Raw genomic sequence first — 19133 nt, forward strand, 5'->3', positions numbered from 1 at the left:
TGACTTGCTTCAGGATCGCGTCAGGCTGAAGCAGGAGCCGTGGCGTTACCCGGTTTGACTTCCGCGCCGGCATTTCCACCACCCGACGACGGATCACCCGACGGCGGCGGCAGATTCTTCGGCGGACGTGGCGGACGACCGCCCATGATGTCGCTAATCTGCTCCGCGTCGATGGTTTCCCATTCCAGCAGCGCCTTCGTCATGGATTCGACCTTGTCGCGGTTGTCTTCCAGCAGCTTGCGGGCAAGCCCATACTGATCGTCAAGAATCCGGCGAATTTCAGCATCGACCTTTTGCTGCGTGGCTTCGGACACCGTCTTCGACGCCATCTTGCCGAACACGCCGTCTTGTTCCGTGTCGACATACACCATCGTGCCGAGCACATCCGACATGCCGTAACGCGTCACCATGTCACGCGCCATCTTGGTCGCGCGCTCAAAGTCATTCGAAGCACCCGTGGACATGGAGTTCAGGAACACTTCCTCCGCTGCACGGCCACCGAACAGGATGGCGATTTCCTCGAGCATCTTGTCACGATACAGATTGACCCGATCATGCTCCGGCAACTGCCACGTGATACCCAACGCCCAGCCGCGCGGCATGATGGAGACCTTGTGAACCGGATCGGCGTGCGGCAGGAGCTTCGCCACCACCGCGTGACCCGACTCGTGATAAGCCGTATTGCGACGCTCTTCTTCACGCATTACAGCCGACTTACGTTCCGGACCCATGAAGATCTTGTCTTTCGCGTCTTCGAAGTCAGCCATTTCGACGATCCGCTTGCCGCGACGCGCTGCAAACAACGCTGCTTCGTTCACAAGGTTCGCCAGATCGGCGCCCGAGAAGCCCGGCGTGCCGCGTGCGATCACCGAAGCGTCGACGTCGTTCGAAATAGGCACCTTGCGCAGATGGACCTTCATGATGTGTTCGCGGCCGCGGATATCCGGCAAGCCCACGTACACCTGACGGTCGAAACGGCCTGGACGCAGCAACGCTTTGTCCAGCACGTCGGAACGGTTGGTTGCAGCGATCACGATCACGCCGGAGTTCGCCTCGAACCCGTCCATTTCCACGAGCATCTGGTTCAACGTCTGTTCGCGCTCGTCGTTACCGCCACCCATGCCGGCGCCGCGATGACGGCCCACAGCATCGATTTCGTCGATAAACACGATACACGGCGCGTGCTTCTTGGCCTGCTCGAACATGTCGCGCACCCGGGCCGCGCCCACACCAACGAACATTTCAACGAAGTCCGAACCCGAAATACTGAAGAACGGTACTTTCGCTTCGCCGGCAATGGCGCGCGCCAGCAGCGTCTTACCCGTACCCGGAGGCCCGACCAGCAATACGCCGCGAGGGATACGCCCGCCCAGCTTCTGGAATTTCTGCGGATCGCGCAGGAAGTCGACTAGCTCGGAGACCTCTTCCTTCGCTTCGTCACAGCCTGCGACGTCGGTAAAATTGATTGCGTTGTTGTTCTCGTCGATCAGCCGCGCTCGCGACTTGCCGAACGAAAATGCTCCGCCTTTCCCGCCGCCCTGCATCTGCCGCATCATGAAGAACCAGAAACCGATGATCAGGATCGTCGGTCCGAGGTAATACAGCGCGGAAACGAGCGCGTTCGGTTCGTCATCAGCCTTGCCGCTGACCTGGACGCCGTACTTCATCAAGTCGCCGACCATCCAGATATCGCCAGGCGACACGATTTGATATTTCTGACCGTCTGCGGGAGTAACGGTGAGATTACGGCCCTGAACGGTAACTGTCTTAACCTTACCGGACTTCGCGTCGTCCATGAATTGCGAATACGAAACACCTTCCTGGACGCGGGGCTTGTCGAACTGCTTGAACACCGTGAACAGCACCAGTGCGATAACCAGCCACACCGCTGCCTTAGAGAACATATTGTTGTTCAAAGCACCACTCCTTCACTCATAGACGGGCGCCTACATTCGCCTTGCGGCACCACCAAAGCATTCTAATCCAGACCGCAAACCCCTGCTATAACCTTTAGCTAGCACGAAGATAGCGGCCGGGACCCGATTGTTTGGACATATTCGGCAAATCAACCGTCGGGACACCCGGTCCCCGGCGGCGTTTCCACCTGCAACTCTCAATCCCGACGCTTGAGTTGCCTGCCCAAAATAAACGTTTCGGACGATTTGTCGCGCGATGCCTTTGGCTTGCGCGGCGCGACGATTTTGAATTGATGCTTGAACTTCTCCACTATTTGACTATAGCCGCTGCCGTGAAAACATTTGACCAATAAGGCGCCTTCCGGCTTTAAATGGTTCTGCGAGAAGTCCAGCGCCAGATCGCACAGATGTTCCATTCGCGCCGCATCCGCGCTTGCAACTCCTGAGAGGTTGGGGGCCATGTCGGAAATTACAAGGTCGACTTGATGGTCGCCCACGATTTCCTTCAACTGGTCCAATACCGAGTCTTCGCGGAAATCACCCTGGATGAAAATCACGTCGGCAATCGACTCCATGGGCAACAGGTCGAGCGCGATGATCTTGCCATCGATCCCGCCTTCGCGCGTTTCACCCCGCTTGGACCCTTTAGCCAATTGGTTGCGCGCGTATTGGCTCCAGCTCCCCGGAGTCGAGCCAAGGTCGACAATGATCTGGCCCGGTTTGATCAACTTATCCTGCTCGTCGATCTCCTTCAGCTTGTATGCCGCGCGCGCCCGATAGCCCTCGCGCTGCGCGAGTTTCACGTATGGGTCGTTGATGTGGTCGTGCAGCCACGAGTAATTGAAGCGGTTTTTTGCCATTAAGAATGAACTCTTGCTGCGTGAAACTGTGCTTTTAGCGGATAATACGCGTCTAATTCGGGCTGCTGCTCATTTATGAGGCAGCCTTCGTCGATGTGGACAGCCGAAGTAGCTAGCCGACTCAGGCACCGTTGCGCCCTGTGTTTGCCAGCGACGTTTGCCGGAGACCCGAAGCTGATAATGTGCTTCGGGCTTATCTGGCAAGGGGCGGCGTCCGAGCTCCGGCGATTAAAGATTCGTTAAAATCAAGTCCGTTGCTCGCCGCATCGCCTCGCGCCGTCCGTCATTTTCTTGAGCAAGGCGTCCTGCCCTGCCCGTCTTTGTTTTGCAATCGCGACCGTTTAGCCACTTTTACGCTACGGCGCCTCTCATTTTAGTCGAGTCCGTTACTTCTCATGTCAGCTCTCAAACTTTCTCCCGCCCAACGCGCCGACCTGCGCTCCCAAGCTCATGCGCTCAAGCCCGTCGTACTCGTTGGCGGTGACGGGCTGACCGAGGCCGTTCTGGCCGAGATCGAGGTGCACCTTGCTGCACATCAGCTCATCAAGATCCGCGTGTTCGGCGACGACCGTGAAGCCCGTGTCGCCGCCTACGCCGAGATCTGCGACAAGCTAGATGCCGCGCCGGTCCAGCAAATCGGCAAGTTGCTCGTGGTATGGCGGCCGGAAAGCGACCAAGCGCCCAAGCCGTCGCGCGTTGCCGGTGTCCGCGGCGCCAACCGCATAGCGCCTCCGAGCGCAGGCGAAGCCGCCGCTGAGACCTCGTCGAAGGGACGTGCGCCGCGCGTGGTCAAGGTCGTCAAGATCACGCGTGACGCACCTGTGGTCCGCAAGCCGAAGAAGCAAAAACTGTTGGTTCGCGGCAACGAACGTGTGACCGCTGGCGGCAACGTCAAACGCGCAAAGAAGCGTCTGCCGAGCGCCAAGCGGCACCATCAATCGTCGAAATAAGCCTGTTCCGGTTCGTCCGGAAAGCAAAAAGCCGGTCACGCCCGATACCCCCGGGCATGACCGGCTTTTTTTAACCGCGCGCGCGACGTGCCGCGACGCTAGCCGTTTTTCCCTTCGGAATGACCGATTGCGCTGGAAATTTTGCAGGCGGCAGGCGCCAGAACAACAACAATCCGAGCACGCTCTCCACCAGATAGAACGCGCTGGAGAAGCCGTGCAGCATGCCAAAGCGGCTTGCATACGGCGATTGCGCGAGTTCCACCCCGCCTTCCTGGGCCGCCACGCGCAGCGCATTCATGAATGGCTGCAGCGCGAAATACCCGATCAACACGCACAACAACATGCCCGCGATGACCCAACGGGTCCGCTTGTATTCGGCGAAACCCGTTCGAACGAGGCGATTAGCCAATACCAGCAGCAGCAGCGCGCAGATCACGCCGAGAAATCCCTCGATGCGAAACAGTTGCGCGGCAACCGATCCCGCCGACGTCCGGTCAAGCATGCTGAACAGCACCGGGGCCGCCACGTACCCGAGCGTCAGCACGCTGCCGACCCAGATCATGGCGATAATCCGAAAAAATCGATGGGCCATCAGACGTACTTGACCGCGATGATTTCGTACTCGCGCGCGCCGCTCGGCGCCTGGACCGACGCCACGTCGCCCTCGCTCTTGCCAATCAGCGCACGGGCGATGGGCGAGCTGATGGAGACCAGGCCGTGGTCGATGTCCGCTTCGTCGTCGCCGACGATCTGGTAAGTGACCGTGTCGCCCGTAGCCGTCTCTTCCAGTTCGACCGTCGCGCCGAAAATCACGCGCCCGTCAGCCTCCACGGTCGTTGGGTCAATCACTTGCGCCCCGGCCAGCTTCGACTCGATCTCGGCAATCCGGCCTTCGATAAAGCCCTGCTTCTCCTTGGCCGCGTCATATTCAGAGTTTTCGGACAAGTCGCCCTGCGCGCGGGCTTCGGAGATCGAATTCACGACAGCCGGACGCTCCACGGATTTGAGGCGTTGCAATTCGTCGCGGAGCATTGCCGCGCCGCGTTTAGTCAAAGGAACTGTGCTCATAAACAACTCATTACGCAAAGATGCAGACGTAAAAAAATTACCGCGGTTAAGTGCATCTCCCGGTAAAAAAGGAAGACGCCGCTTAACCGCGGCCCTTGAAACTTAGACTTCATTTGGAGACTGCTGATACTGCAGAGACTCGAATCAGAAACCTTAGTTTAGGCGAGCATGGAGTCCTTGTAAATCATAGACTTCTAGGTCCTTCAGATATCGCAGTCCTTCGACCGCCGCGCGCGCGCCCGACATAGTCGTGTAGTACGTGACCTTGTTGGCCTGTGCGCTCATGCGGATCGAGCGGGAATCGGCAATCGCGGCGCGGGTTTCATCGACGGTGGTGAAGACCAGCGCAATCTCGCCGTTCTTGATCATGTCCACGATGTGCGGCCGGCCGTCCTTCACCTTGTTGACCACCTTAACCGGCACGCCCGCGGCCTGGATAGCCGACGCCGTGCCCTTGGTCGCCACGATCGGGTAGCCCAGCTCGTGCAGCATGGTCGCGACTTCCACGGCCTTCTGCTTGTCGGCATCCATGACCGTCAGCAGGACCGTGCCGCTTTCCGGCAAGCGCGAACCGGCCGCGAGTTGCGACTTGAACAGCGCTTCGCCGAACGTGCGGCCCACGCCCATTACTTCGCCCGTCGAGCGCATTTCAGGTCCGAGCACCGGATCGACAGCCGGGAACTTCACGAACGGGAACACCGCTTCCTTGACGCTGAAATACGGCGGGATCACTTCCTTCGTTATGCCTTGATCGGCGAGTTTTTGACCGACCATCGCGCGGGCGGCGATCTTGGCCAAAGGCAAACCCGTCGCCTTCGATACATACGGCACCGTCCGCGAAGCGCGCGGATTCACTTCGAGCACGTAGATCACGTCCTTCTTCGACCCGTCTTCCTGTACCGCTTGCTGGATCGCAAACTGCACGTTCATCAGGCCGATCACGTTCAGCGCGCGAGCCATGGCGCCGGTCTGGCGCTTGAGTTCGTCGATGGTTTCCTGCGACAGCGAATACGGCGGCAGCGAACATGCCGAGTCGCCGGAATGCACGCCCGCCTGTTCGATGTGCTCCATCACGCCGCCGATAAACACCGCTTCGCCATCGGAAATACAGTCGACATCGCATTCGATGGCGTCGTTCAGGAAGCGGTCGAGCAACACGGGCGAATCATGCGAAACCTTCACGGCTTCGCGCATGTAGCGTTCGAGATCACGCGGCTCGTGGACGATTTCCATTGCGCGGCCACCGAGCACGTACGACGGACGCACGACCAGCGGATAGCCGATTTCTTCGGCGAGGCGCAGCGCTTCGTCTTCGGCGCGTGCCGTGCGATTCGGCGGTTGACGCAGGTTCAGGTCCTGCAGCAGCTTCTGGAAACGCTCGCGGTCTTCGGCGGCGTCGATCATGTCCGGCGACGTTCCAACGATAGGTACGCCGTTCGCCTCGAGGTCCAGCGCAAGCTTCAACGGCGTCTGTCCGCCGTACTGCACGATTACGCCAACCGGCTTTTCCAGATCGACGATTTCAAGCACGTCTTCCAGCGTCAGCGACTCGAAGTACAGACGATCGGACGTGTCGTAGTCGGTGGAAACGGTCTCGGGATTGCAGTTGACCATGATGGTTTCATAGCCGTCTTCGCGCATCGCCAAGGCTGCATGCACGCAGCAATAGTCGAACTCGATGCCCTGCCCGATCCGGTTCGGGCCGCCGCCCAACACCATGATCTTCTTTTTATCGGTCGGATTCGCTTCGCACTCTTCCTCGTAGGTCGAGTACATGTAGGCGGTTTTCGTTGCAAACTCGGCGGCGCACGTGTCCACGCGCTTGTAGACAGGACGCACCTTCAACCCGTGACGATGCTTGCGCACAGCCGTTTGATCCGACCCAAGCAATTTGGCGAGGCGTCGATCCGAAAAACCGCTCTGCTTCAGATACAGCATTTCATCCTTGGTCAGGCTATCGACCGTGCGGCCGCTGAGCGCCTTTTCCTTCTGGATGATCTGCTCGATTTGTGCGAGGAACCACGGATCGATCGATGTCTCTTCAAAGATTTCCTGAGCGGTCAGGCCAAGACGGAATGCGTCGCCCAGGAACCAGATCCGGTCCGGACCCGGCTCACCGATTTCGCGAATCACTTCGTCGCGGCTGGTGGTCTTTTCATCGAGACCGTCCACTCCCACTTCCAGTCCGCGCAACGCCTTCTGGAACGATTCCTGGAACGTGCGGCCAATGGCCATCACTTCGCCGACCGACTTCATTTGCGTTGTCAGGCGTGCATCGGCTTCGCGGAATTTCTCGAACGCGAAACGCGGAATCTTGGTAACCACATAGTCGATGGTCGGCTCAAACGATGCCGGCGTCTGACCACCGGTGATCTCGTTCTTGAGTTCATCGAGCGTATAGCCCACGGCCAGTTTCGCTGCGACCTTGGCGATCGGGAAACCCGTCGCCTTCGATGCCAGCGCCGACGAACGCGACACGCGCGGATTCATCTCGATGACCACCATGCGGCCGTCTTTCGGGTTGATCGCGAACTGTACGTTGGAACCGCCCGTGTCCACGCCAATCTCGCGCAGCACCGCAAGCGATGCGTTACGCAGGATCTGATATTCCTTGTCGGTCAGCGTTTGAGCCGGCGCGACGGTGATGGAGTCGCCGGTATGCACGCCCATCGGGTCCAGGTTTTCGATCGAGCACACGATGATGCAGTTGTCCTTTGTATCGCGGACCACTTCCATCTCGAACTCTTTCCAGCCCAGCAGCGACTCTTCGATCAGCAATTCACGCGTCGGCGATAAATCCAGCCCGCGACGGCAAATCTCTTCGAATTCCTCCTTGTTATACGCAATCCCGCCGCCCGATCCACCCAGCGTGAACGACGGACGAATCACCGTCGGATAACCGCCGCTGCCCGTCAGCGCGGCAATTTCCGCCTGCACCTGCAACGCTTCTTCCATGGAATGCGCGATGCCCGACTTGGCCGAACCGAGGCCAATCTTCGTCATCGCTTCCTTGAACTTCTGGCGGTCTTCGGCTTTATCGATAGCTTCCGGCGACGCGCCGATCAACTCGACCTTGTACTTTTCCAGCACGCCGTGGTGGAACAAATCGAGCGCGCAGTTCAGCGCGGTTTGCCCGCCCATGGTCGGGAGGATCGCGTCCGGGCGTTCCTTGTCGATGATGCGCTCGACGACTTCCCACGTGATCGGCTCGATATACGTGATGTCGGCCGTGTTCGGGTCGGTCATGATCGTCGCGGGATTGCTGTTGACGAGAATGACCTTGTAGCCTTCCTCGCGCAGCGCCTTGCAAGCCTGCGCGCCCGAATAGTCGAACTCGCACGCCTGACCGATGATGATCGGTCCCGCGCCGATGATGAGGATGCTCTTGATGTCTGTCCGCTTCGGCATAACTGCTCTCAATGATTGTGTTGCGTGTTCTGTCTTTGCGTGTCTGGCGTGTCTGCGCGCCTATATTCAAGCCGCTTCTTTTTGCGCTTCCATCAGGCCGACGAATCGATCGAACAAGTACGCAATATCGTTCGGTCCCGGCGACGCTTCCGGGTGGCCCTGGAAGCAGAACGCGGGTTTGTCGGTGAGCGCGAAGCCCTGCAGCGTGCCGTCGAACAACGAGGTATGCGTGACCTTTGCGTTGGCGGGCAGCGTGGTGGCATCGACGGCGAAACCGTGATTCTGCGATGTGATCACCACGCGGCCGTTTTCCAGATCCTTGACCGGATGATTCGCGCCGTGATGGCCGGTCTTCATCTTCAATGTCTTCGCGCCGACAGCCAGACCCATGATCTGGTGCCCGAGGCAAATGCCGAACGTCGGAATGCCGCGTTTGATGAATTCGCGCGTGGCTTCAATCGCGTAATCGCACGGTTCCGGGTCGCCGGGGCCGTTCGAGAGGAAGATGCCGTCGGGGTTCAGCGCAAGAGCGTCTTTAGCGGTGGACTGAGCCGGCAGCACGGTGACGTGGCAACCGCGCTCGGCCAGCATGCGCAGGATGTTGTACTTCACGCCGTAGTCGAACGCGACCACGCGGTACTGCGGCGCCTTTTGCTCGCCGTAGCCGCTTTCCAGACGCCATTCGGACTGCGACCATTCGTACTTTTCTTTCGTCGACACAACTTTGGCGAGATCCATCCCCGACAAACCCGGGAACGAGCGCGCGAGTTCCAACGCCTTAACTTCGTCGTCACCAGCCAGAATGCAGCCGTTTTGCGCACCCATGTCGCGCAGGATTCGCGTGAGCTTGCGGGTATCGATGTTCGAAATGGCGACGACGTTTTCCGCTTTCAGATAGTCGGCGAGCGATTGTTCGGAGCGAAAATTCGAGGCGAGCACCGGCAGATCTCGAATGATCAGGCCGGCGGCATGGACTTTGGTGGATTCGACGTCTTCAGCGTTCACACCGGCATTGCCGATGTGCGGATACGTCAGGGTGACGATTTGCTGGGCGTAGCTTGGGTCCGTCAGGATTTCCTGATAACCGGTGATAGCGGTGTTGAACACCACTTCGCCGATCGTGTGACCGGACGCGCCGATCGAGTGACCACGAAAGACCGTGCCGTCGGCGAGTGCGAGGATTGCGGGAGAGAATGACGGCAACACGGGAGGCTCCTTTGGAACACCCTGTTTGCCGACCTGTCATCCGACCGTGGGGTCGCGCGCGGCCGAGAAGTGGCGCGCGCAGACCCGCATCGCGTTCGATTGCATCGGGCACAAGCCTCGCCGGTTTCGCTGTTCGGGCTCCAATGACTGGACGCGCGAATCAGGCGTTTGGCGGGATGCGCGCGTGGTGCAAGGCGCGGCGGATGAACGGTGAGTGGGAGGTAGGCGCTAGGGTGTAGGTTGATTTGCTCAAACCTTCGAATTATAGCCGTAAAACGCCCTTCCCTCCAAATTTGAGACGCGCAGCACGCAAGACGCGTTCCAGGTTAATCGTGGCAAGCCTTATCCGGCGGCCTTACGGCCATCATGACGCCACGCCGCCGCGCTTTTCGAGAACGCTGCTCGGCAGGACATACCAGATGGCGCTAGCAATTTGCATCGCGATCAGCGCACCCCAGACACTTAGGTGCGCCGTAACGGGATAATGGCCGCCCTGGGTTGGCCATCGCGACAGCATCGCGCCTATGCCCACCTGCAATCCGAAGATCAGGATGAACAGGACAAGCGTGAGCGTGCTGTGCGCGCGGCCGATCATGTGCGTCGGGAAATATTCGGCCATCACCGCGTAGCTCAGGATGCCCGTTCCGCCAAACACACCGTAACTCGCGATCAGTAACGCCGGGGCAATCGGCGCGCGCACGAGCATCAGCACTTGAACGAGCACAAACAGCCCCATGCCGAAGCCGCAGAACGCGTACACCGTCACTCCGCGTTTCTGCAGGCCGCGCGCCGCTACGCCAAAACCGACGCAGCCGATCATCATCGCGATACCGAGCACCGATACCAGCACCGCGGCGTATTGAGCGCTCAGGCCCATGACATCGAGGAGATAGGGCCTGATCCATAGCGATTGCATCGCGTAGAAAACGCCTTGCGTCACGACCGAAAACGACGCGATCTTCCAGAACGCGCCGCTGCCGAGGATGTGCCACGTGCCCTTGAACTGCGTGAGCATGTCGGCTTTTCGATGCACGCCATCGCGATGTTCCGGGGCAAAAAGGAAGATGGCCGCCGCGACCGAGAGGGTCATGGCCACCAGTCCGAAACAGATGTTGCGCCAGTCGGTCACGCCGAGCAGGATGGCGAGCGGCGAGCCGACGACCACGCCGCCCAGACCACCCACGGCCATTACGAGGCCGTTGACCATCGGCAATTGTGCGACGGGCAGGATTTGCGCAAGCGCCTTGAACGCCGCGCTCATGCAGACGGACACGCCCACGCCAATCAGCAGCCGCCCCAGCATCATCGCGCCAATGCCGTGCGCCGCCCCGAATACGCCGATCCCAAGCGCCGCGAACAACAGCATGAACGCGGTGACCCGGCGCGGGCCAAATCGATCGAGCAACATGCCAACGGGAATTTGCGCCGCCGCGAAACCAAGGAAATACAGCGACGTGAGCAAACCAAGATCCGCGCCCGACAAACCCAGGTCGTGCGTGATATAGGGCGCAAAGCCGAGATTGACTCCGCGGAATACGTACGAGACGAAATATCCGGCGGAAAACAGGAAGAACACGCGAAGACGAACGGAGGACGTCATGTGCGGCGCAAGGGCCTCTTTTGTATGAAGCGGCAGTTTAACGCGCGCGCTTAAATGAAAACGCCGTCACCTTGGTGACGGCGTGGATTCTTGACCGCGTAGACAGGTTATTGCTTCTTCTTTTTATCAGTCGACTTGATTGATTTCGTGGTCTTGGCTACTGCAACAGGCTTGACTGCCTTGGACGGTGCGTCGAATTTCTCGCTTACCCGCGTCGCCTTCACCTTGGCCGCGGGGGCGCTCGCTTTACCGCCGCGCGCCGCGCTCTTCGACACGCTCTTCGATTCCGGCACGTGCGTGCCGATCTTCGTCACGCCGCCCCTGTTATGGCTCGACACGGCGACCGTTTCCACGCGCACCGGACCAGGTTCGGCCGGGACAGCACGCCCGACCGGCACATGCAGCACGATCAACTGACCGGGCATGACGGCGTCACGATGAGTACGGTTCCAGCTTTTAACCTGCGATATCGACACGTTGTAGCGATCGGCAAAGGTCGACATGGATTGCGCACGGCGCACGCGGATCAGCATCTTGCGGGTATCGGGAACGTCGGGTTCGACTGCCAGCATCGCACTTTCGGCGACGTCAGCGCTGATGTCCTCATCGTCGTCATCGCTGCGCGGCACCACGATGGTCGAGCCCGCTTTCAGCCGCATGCCGGCCGGAATGCGGTTCACCGACATGAGCGTATCCGCGTCGACACCAATTTTCTGCGCGATGACTGCGGGGGTTGCCCGTTCGCTCACCGTATACGTGGTCCACGACGACAACTGGCCGGAATATGACTTCAGGTTCTTCTGGAACGCGCTAGCATTGTCAAAGGGAAGCAGGATCTGCGGGCTCGTTGCGCCGAGAATGACCGGCTTCGCAAATGATGGATTCAGCGAGCGGAACTCCTCCACCGTCATGCCCGCGAGCTTCGCGGCCATGGTCACGTCCATGTCGCGCGACGTGGTGACCGTCACGAAATACGGGTGATTAGGAATGTCTGGAAGCGTGAGCCCATACATTTGCGGATTGGCGACGATGTTCTTCACCGCCTGCAGCTTCGGGACGTAGTTGCGCGTCTCGTTCGGCATCCGCAGGCTTTGGTAATCGGTCGGCAGGCCCATCGCCTCGTTCTTCGCGATCGCCTTCTGCACGTTGCCTTCGCCCCAGTTGTACGCGGCGAGCGCCAGATCCCAGTCGCCGAACATATCGTGGAGACGCGAAAGATAGTCGAGCGCCGCGCTGGTCGACGCGAGCACGTCGCGCCGCTCATCCTGGAACATGTTCTGTTTCAGGTTGTAGTCGCGGCCCGTGCCCGGCACGAACTGCCACATGCCCGCGGCCTTCGCGACCGACAGCGCCTGCGGGTTATAGGCCGATTCGATAAACGGCAGCAACGCGAGTTCGGTCGGCATGTGCCGCTGTTCGAGCTCTTCGACGATGTGATACAGGTATTTTTGCGAGCGGCCCGTCATGCGTTCGACGTAATCCGGGCGCTGGGCGTACCAGTTGACCTGCATATCGACGAGGTCGCTTTGCAGATCGGGAATCTGGAAACCACGGCGGATACGGCCCCACAAATCGCCGTCGGGTCCGCTAAGTGAATCGAGCGAGGTCTTGTCGACGTTGATCGTTTCCTTGGCGGCGGCAGTCTTGCGGATGGTGTCTGCTACGGCTTGCTGATTCTGAGCGGAAGGGAGTGAAGAAAGGGAGTTGGTCGCTGTCGGTCCCTGGCTGGCACATGCAGCCAATGTCAGGACGAGGAGCGCGCTTAAAATCAATCGCATGAACGTCTCGGATTCCAAAAAATGTGCTTGGAAATTTGGACCCGATAGTACGGAACCGCACTCACCACGTCAATATAAATGCAAAAAACTCAGCAAAATCCGAGGCCTGCAAGGGTTTTCAACGTTTCAGATGAAGATAACCGCAGGCCGCAACGGGTTAGCGAAATTTATCCTTCCAGCCGCGCAGCAGCGTGAAAGCGTCGAGCCGGTCGCGCACCGGACGCTCGAACTGCGCAGCAAGCGTGGCCTGTACGCCTTTTTCGCCGGCGCGCAGGAACGGATTCGCGTTTCGTTCGTGCAAGAGCGTGGTCGGAATGGTCGGCTGGTTGCGCGCGCGCAGGCTCTCCGCTTCCTTCTGCCATTGCGCCAGCGCCGCGTTATCGGGCTCGGCCGCGCGGGCGAAACGGATATTCGACAGCGTATATTCGTGGGCGCAGTGAACCAGCGTGGCGTCGGGGAGCGCGGCGAGCGCGTCGAGGGAAGTCAGCATTTGTTGCGGCGTGCCTTCGAACAGACGGCCGCAGCCGCTGGCGAACAGGGTGTCGCCGCAAAAAAGATGCGGCGTGCCTTGCGGATCAGCCGGCTGGAAGTACGCTATATGTCCAGCGGTATGCCCGGGTACATCGATAACCGAGCATTCCAGCGCCGGACTCGCGATACTGACGTGATCGCCCTGCTTCACGCGCCGCGTCAGATGCTCGATAGCCTCGCCAGCCGGGCCGATCACCGGGATTTCTCCATCGGCTGATTGGCTAACGAGCAGTTTTGCGACGCCGCCGACGTGGTCGTGATGGTGGTGCGTGAGTAAAATAGCGGTCAGCCGCCAACCGCGTTTCGTCAAATAGGCTTCAACGGGCGCGGCGTCGCCAGGATCGACCACGACGGCATTGTGCCCGTCCGACACCAGCCAGATGTAGTTGTCTTCGAACGCCGGAACCGGCACGTACTCAAGCGTTTTCATAAGGCGACTCACCCGAACATGTCAGAGCGAACAATTATAGACTGGCCCGCCTGGACACTTTCCGCGCCCGGCCGCTATGTGCTCGATTGGGAGCAGGCGCAGCTCGACCGAGTGGTGTCGGATATCTTCGGCTATCACGCGCTGCAGCTCGGCCTGCCCGGGCTGGATGCGTTGCGCGAGAATCGCATGCCGTATCGAGGCCTCGTGCTCGATACCGCCAGCGCCGCCAGCGCGCCTTTCACCCTGCCCCCGCCGGTTTCAGCCGATGCGCGCCCGGGCGTGACGTCGCTCCCGTCGGCAAGTCGCGGCCTGCACGCGCCGGAAGGACGCAGCGCCGTGTGGTGCGACCTGCTCGATTTGCCGTTCGAGGCGCAAAGCGTTGATTTGCTCGTCATGCCGCATACGCTCGAATTCACGAGCGATCCGCATCGGTTGTTGAGAGAAGCCGAACGCGTGCTGGTGCCTGAAGGACAGTTGATCATCCTGGGGTTTAATTCCCTGAGCCTGTGGGGTGCGCGGCAATCGCTCGGCAAGGTTGCCGGCAAGCCGTTTGTCCCGTCCGCGCACGAAATGATCGCGTTCACGCGGATCAAGGACTGGATCAAGCTGCTCGGATTCGACCTTGAACGCGGGCGCTTCGGCTGCTATCGTCCGCCTCTCCTGACCGAACAATGGCTGGCGCGCTATCAGTTCATGGAAGCCGCCGGCGACCGCTGGTGGCCGATCTTCGGCGCTGCCTACATGATCACGGCCATCAAGCGCGTGCGCGGCATGCGCCTGATCGGGCCGCGCAAGCTGAAAAAACCTGCCCTCGCGCCGGGCCTCGCCCCGGTCGCCACGCCGCATACACGCAACGAGCATTGATGACCTTAGACACCACAGACAAAGTAATCGACATTTATACCGACGGCGCCTGTAAGGGCAATCCCGGCCCCGGCGGCTGGGGCGCCCTCCTTCGTTTCGGCGATCAGGAAAAGGAATTGTTCGGCGGCGAAACGCCGACGACCAACAATCGCATGGAGCTCATGGGCGTGATTTCGGCGCTTGAGGCGCTCAAGCGGCCGTGTCGCGTGGTCATCCACACCGATTCGCAATATGTCCAGAAGGGCATCAGCGAGTGGATTCACGGCTGGAAAAAGAAGAACTGGATGACGGCGGCGAAAACGCCGGTCAAGAACGCGGATCTCTGGAAGCGGCTTGATGCGTTGGTCGTCCAGCATCAGATTGAATGGCGCTGGGTGAAAGGCCATTCAGGCCATCCGGAAAATGAACGCGCCGACGCGCTCGCGAATCGCGGCGTCACTTCCCTCGCCGAAGGTTAATTTTTATTTCTATGCGCCAACTCGTACTCGATACCGAAACCACCGGCCTCAACGCCCGCACGGGCGACCGTATTATCGAAATCGGCTGCGTCGAGCTTGTGAATCGACGGCTCACCGGCAATAACCTGCACTTCTACGTGAATCCCGGGCGAGACAGCGATCCGGGCGCGCTCGCGGTGCACGGCCTGACCACCGAATTTCTCAGCGATAAACCCAAGTTCGCCGATATTGCCACCGAACTGCGCGACTTCGTGGCGGGCGCTGAGTTGATCATTCACAACGCACCGTTCGACGTCGGTTTCATGGACGTGGAATTTGGTTTGGTCGGCATGCCGGGCGTGAAAGAAGTGTGCGGCGGCGTGATTGATACGCTCGTGCAGGCGAAGCAGATGTTCCCCGGTAAGCGCAATTCACTCGATGCGCTGTGCGACCGGTTTGGCATCAGCAATGCACATCGGACGTTGCACGGCGCCCTGCTCGACTCGGAATTGCTGGCGGAAGTTTATCTGGCGATGACGCGTGGCCAGGAAAGCCTGGTAATCGACATGCTCGGCGAAGCCCAGTCGACCGGTGAAGGTTTCGCACCACGTATTGCGCTCGATGATTTGCAATTGCCGGTGCTGGTGGCATCGGGTGAAGAACTGAGCGCGCATCTCGCGGTTCTCGACGATCTCGATAAGGCCGTCAAGGGCACAAGCGTGTGGCGGATCGAGACGGTGATCGCGGTTGAGGTGGCTGCAACTCCTTGATTGGAGCCCACGCGATTATTGAAATGCTCAAGATTTGCTTTACGAAATCGAGAAGCTCTGACATAATCCAAAGCTCTTCGGGTGGTTAGCTCAGCGGTAGAGCACTGCCTTCACACGGCAGGGGTCACAGGTTCAATCCCTGTACCACCCACCAGGATTTCGCGGTTAAGTTGGCATCGCGTTGAAAAAGGCTCTCAGGCAAATGCTTGAGAGCCTTTTTCTTTTGGTGCCTGCAAGACGGACAGCACTGGTCTAATTCCGACACCGTTTTCCGAATACTCATTAGCGCGCTGAGGCCGAAAATAATCAGGAACACAAATTAAAAAGCAAAAGGACAAAGACAATAAAAAAAGCCCTCAGTGAGACCTGAGGGCTTTGTTCGTTGTCAGTGCCAACACCTGGGATTCAAGCCCCAACGCTCGCACTCTGCCGCAACGACATGTCGAGCGCGCGCGCCGTGTTGCGGTCGCCTTCGCTTGCCAGCGCAGTGCGAAAGACGGTCTTACGATTATGTCCCGCGGCGGCGGGCGAATCCCACAGCAATTCCATCTTGGGACGCGCGTCCCGGCCGAACAAACCGCGCTTTTTCGGCACGACGGCGGCGGACGCAAAGGTAGCAGTACTTTCCGAGCTAGCGGAACCCACATCGGCGGCCATCGCTTCAGGCCATTTCACCGATAACTCCCGCGCATCGTACTGACCAAGCTTGCGGCTTTCGGCCCAGACGACGGCGGTCCGCGTGGTGGTATCGATGGAAATGGCATACCGCCCGATAGCAAACCGCCGGGCCGCGATATTCGTGCGCCACAGCGCGCGCGGCCGGCAAATCCATAGCACCACGGCATACAGCGCGGGCGCGACGAGCAGCCAGCCATTGGTTTCGCCGAGTGCGTGCACGGCATTCTTCCAGCCAGCGGTCCACGTGAAGAACCCGACCGACCACACCGCGAACACAAAACTCAACAGCGCGAGCAGCCGCAGCGCTTGCCGCAACCATTGCGGCAGCGGATGCAGCGGCCTTTCCGCGCGCGCCCGGGCGCCCGGAAGGAACAGCAGCAGGAACAAAAGGACGATCGTGACGCAGGCCCACGGCGACGAAGTCATCGCGCGCATTGAAGAGAGGTAGCCCATCTGCGACATCGACAGCAACCAGCGCGCGGCCAGCACGAGTCCGATCGCCCGCAGCGCGAACACGGTGCCAGCACCGGGTGCCGGGCTCGCGCTACTCTGCTTCGTTCTCGCCAAAACTTCGCTCCTGTTCACAACTGTCCTTATTAGTCCGGCAAGCGCGGTAAGTTCCTCCCGACGCGCGATGCGATTTTCGAGAGCCTTCCACACCTGTCCACACGTTCGCGCAGATGCTGCACTGCATTTCACGAGGCCCGCACATTATAGGGAGAATGTCGAAAACGGCATCGGCCCAGCAGGCTCAACCCGACGATAACGCGTGAAGCTTGCCTCCACAGTGTGTCAAAACAACAACGCCCCGCGCGCCAGAGGCGCACGGGGCGTTGTTTTCGCTGAATCGGCAACCTAGCGATCAGGCGGAATCCGCAAGATCTCCTGAGAAACAATTGGGATAACCCCATGTTTCAAGGGGTTTGCGGGGCTGGGGTGATCTGGAAGCCGAGCGCAGTCGCGCGGCGCCTGAGGGCATCAATGCTGCGCTGCCGTTGCTGTTCTTCGTAGTGCTGCTGGCCCTGATCGACGAAGGCTTCGCCCCGCGTGAGCATGAAGTACACAATACGGGCGAGCTTGTGGGCGACGGCGGTATTGGCGCGCGGCTTGTCCATGCGTGAGCACAACCGCCGATAAAACGCGCCGAGCGCCGAGTCGTTGCGCGACAGGCTCATGGCGGCCAGCTTGAGCGCCTGGCGCACCCGGTTGGTGGAGCGCCGGGTGCGCGCGCTGAGCACCTTGCCGCCGCTGACCTTGGTCCCAGGACACAGTCCGAGCCACGAACAGAAGTGCTTGACGTTGGCAAAGCGACTCAGGTCTGGGCCGATCTCCGAGAGGATCGTCATCACGGTGGTGACCGCCAGCCCGTTGATGCGCGTCAGGTCCACGCCCGCCCAGCGCGCCAGCGCGGTGCGTGCATCAAACTGCGGGGCGTTCTTGCCGCGCCGTTTGCCCGGCCCGTCCAGCTCGAGCTCGTGACGACCCAGTGGCACCAGCAACGCCTCGATCTTCGCGTCGCACTCGAGCACCCGCTGGGCCAGGCTGTCGACCATCGCCAGGGCCTGCCCGAGCACGAACAGGTGCTCCTCGCGCCAGTTGCCCGTCAGCGCCCGCTCGATGTCGGCCGCGCTGGCCTTGACGTGGCCGTTGCGATGCCGGGCCAGCACCCTGGGGTCACGCTCGCCGGCCACAATCGCCCGCACGATGGCCTGCCCGGTCATGCCCATCACGTCAGTGAGCACCTCGGTAAGCTGGAGGTTCATCTGCACCAGCGCCTTCTGCATGCGCATTACCCAGCTGGCTTGTTCGGCGAGCAGCACTTCGCGCTGACGCACTACCGCGCGTACCACGCAAACCTCATCGCCCGGGCGCCAGGCCGCGCGCAGCAGCCCCAGGCTCATCAGCTTCTGCAACCACTGGCAATCCTGCACGTCGCTCTTGCGGCCGGGCACGTATTTCATCTGCCGTGCATCGACCAGCCACACCACCAGTCCGCGCCGCTCCAGCACCTCGTAGACCGGGATCCAGTACACCCCGGTGGACTCCAGTGCGACGGTATCCACGCCACACGCGAGCAGCCAGTCGGCCATCGCGTTCAGGTCATCAGTCATCGCTCCGAATTCACGCACCGGCTCGTCATCGGCCTGTCGGGGCACCGCCACCCAGTGGCTAGAGCCGCCCACATCGATCCCCGCTGCGTTCGGGAACACCTCGTCTTCGTCTCGCTTGCGCATCGCCATGGCCTGCTCCAGAATCGTCAGTGAACGGCAGCGCCATGGGAATCGTCGAAATTGACTCGATCTCCTGAACGGGATGCGGCTCACGCCGCTCACCACTGTCGCCGACGAATCCCGGACCATGCTTCTAAGCGGGCTCACTCCACGGCCTGCATGCCGCGAGCTCGCACCATTGGTCTTGCGGTCATCGCAGCGCTGCCGTTCACCGGTATACCGCATCCCCGTTTCTCGCCAACGCCGAGCCCGACGCGGGATTGGAAGGCTCTCTAGAACGAATGGCACTTACTTAAGCCTGCAATGGAGGAGAAGACGGTGGTAAGTGCTTGAGGAGAAAGGGAGGCGGCTGATCGATAGATTGATACGATGGTTGTTACCAAGCAAACAGCGTCTCATTCCAAAG

The 19133-nt window shown here is 60.2% G+C and carries 15 protein-coding genes and 1 tRNA gene; 5 read left to right on the top strand and 11 right to left on the bottom strand.

The features are described from left to right. Window positions 1–20: 20 nt before the first annotated feature. Both ftsH and ACMX25_RS31735 read right to left on the bottom strand, forming a co-directional pair. Window positions 21–1916 (bottom strand): ATP-dependent zinc metalloprotease FtsH, encoded by a 1896-nt coding sequence (ftsH, locus tag ACMX25_RS31730; protein ID WP_414953868.1) that lies wholly within the window; start codon window positions 1914–1916, stop codon window positions 21–23. 197 nt (window positions 1917–2113) lie between these two features. Continuing rightward, a complete protein-coding gene (locus ACMX25_RS31735) occupies window positions 2114–2776 on the bottom strand; it encodes an RlmE family RNA methyltransferase (protein ID WP_414953869.1) in 663 nt (220 codons plus the stop codon). Between the two features lie 395 nt (window positions 2777–3171). Here ACMX25_RS31735 and ACMX25_RS31740 point away from each other — a divergent pair, with 395 nt between their 5' ends. Then, window positions 3172–3726 (top strand): YhbY family RNA-binding protein, encoded by a 555-nt coding sequence (locus ACMX25_RS31740; RefSeq protein WP_414953870.1) that lies wholly within the window; start codon window positions 3172–3174, stop codon window positions 3724–3726. Window positions 3727–3796: 70 nt separating this feature from the next. Here the strand turns inward: ACMX25_RS31740 and ACMX25_RS31745 are convergent, their stop codons facing one another. The 7 genes from ACMX25_RS31745 to gloB form a co-directional block, all read right to left on the bottom strand. Then, the gene (locus ACMX25_RS31745) at window positions 3797–4318 is read right to left on the bottom strand and encodes a DUF4149 domain-containing protein (RefSeq protein WP_414953871.1); all 522 of its coding nucleotides are present in this window, start codon (window positions 4316–4318) and stop codon (window positions 3797–3799) included. Next, window positions 4318–4794 (bottom strand): transcription elongation factor GreA, encoded by a 477-nt coding sequence (greA, locus tag ACMX25_RS31750; protein WP_414953872.1) that lies wholly within the window; start codon window positions 4792–4794, stop codon window positions 4318–4320. Before greA ends, ACMX25_RS31745 begins: the two co-directional genes overlap by 1 nt. Before the next feature lie 153 nt (window positions 4795–4947). Further along, window positions 4948–8202, bottom strand: a complete 3255-nt coding sequence (gene carB, locus ACMX25_RS31755) for a carbamoyl-phosphate synthase large subunit (RefSeq protein WP_414953873.1) — start codon at window positions 8200–8202, stop codon at window positions 4948–4950. Window positions 8203–8268: 66 nt separating this feature from the next. Beyond that, window positions 8269–9408 (bottom strand): glutamine-hydrolyzing carbamoyl-phosphate synthase small subunit, encoded by a 1140-nt coding sequence (gene carA / locus ACMX25_RS31760; protein ID WP_414953874.1) that lies wholly within the window; start codon window positions 9406–9408, stop codon window positions 8269–8271. 364 nt (window positions 9409–9772) lie between these two features. Continuing rightward, complete coding sequence (locus tag ACMX25_RS31765; protein WP_414953875.1) at window positions 9773–11008, bottom strand: MFS transporter; 1236 nt, start codon at window positions 11006–11008, stop codon at window positions 9773–9775. Window positions 11009–11115: 107 nt separating this feature from the next. Beyond that, window positions 11116–12786, bottom strand: a complete 1671-nt coding sequence (locus tag ACMX25_RS31770; RefSeq protein WP_414953876.1) for a transglycosylase SLT domain-containing protein — start codon at window positions 12784–12786, stop codon at window positions 11116–11118. 157 nt (window positions 12787–12943) lie between these two features. After that, window positions 12944–13747: a hydroxyacylglutathione hydrolase gene (gloB, locus tag ACMX25_RS31775; protein WP_414953877.1), complete on the bottom strand. Its 804-nt coding sequence runs from the start codon at window positions 13745–13747 to the stop codon at window positions 12944–12946. Between the two features lie 18 nt (window positions 13748–13765). Between gloB and ACMX25_RS31780 the strand changes: the two genes are divergently transcribed. The 4 genes from ACMX25_RS31780 to ACMX25_RS31795 all read left to right on the top strand — a co-directional run bounded on the left by ACMX25_RS31780 (window position 13766) and on the right by ACMX25_RS31795 (window position 15972). Beyond that, window positions 13766–14611, top strand: coding sequence for a class I SAM-dependent methyltransferase (locus ACMX25_RS31780; RefSeq protein WP_414953878.1), 846 nt, complete (start codon window positions 13766–13768; stop codon window positions 14609–14611). Next, a complete protein-coding gene (gene rnhA / locus ACMX25_RS31785) occupies window positions 14611–15069 on the top strand; it encodes a ribonuclease HI (protein WP_089159174.1) in 459 nt (152 codons plus the stop codon). The genes ACMX25_RS31780 and rnhA overlap by 1 nt, the downstream gene beginning before the upstream one ends. A gap of 11 nt (window positions 15070–15080) precedes the next feature. Then, window positions 15081–15818 (top strand): DNA polymerase III subunit epsilon, encoded by a 738-nt coding sequence (dnaQ, locus tag ACMX25_RS31790; RefSeq protein ID WP_414953879.1) that lies wholly within the window; start codon window positions 15081–15083, stop codon window positions 15816–15818. Window positions 15819–15897: 79 nt separating this feature from the next. After that, a tRNA-Val gene (locus ACMX25_RS31795) sits at window positions 15898–15972 on the top strand. 251 nt (window positions 15973–16223) lie between these two features. Here ACMX25_RS31795 and ACMX25_RS31800 read toward each other — a convergent pair. Continuing rightward, a complete protein-coding gene (locus tag ACMX25_RS31800; RefSeq protein ID WP_414953880.1) occupies window positions 16224–17063 on the bottom strand; it encodes a hypothetical protein in 840 nt (279 codons plus the stop codon). A gap of 347 nt (window positions 17064–17410) precedes the next feature. Beyond that, a complete protein-coding gene (locus ACMX25_RS31805; RefSeq protein WP_414953881.1) occupies window positions 17411–18736 on the bottom strand; it encodes an IS110 family RNA-guided transposase in 1326 nt (441 codons plus the stop codon). Window positions 18737–19133: the final 397 nt, after the last annotated feature.

The sequence above is a fragment of the Caballeronia eucalypticola genome (assembly GCF_047608185.1).
Classification (GTDB): Bacteria; Pseudomonadota; Gammaproteobacteria; order Burkholderiales; family Burkholderiaceae; genus Caballeronia.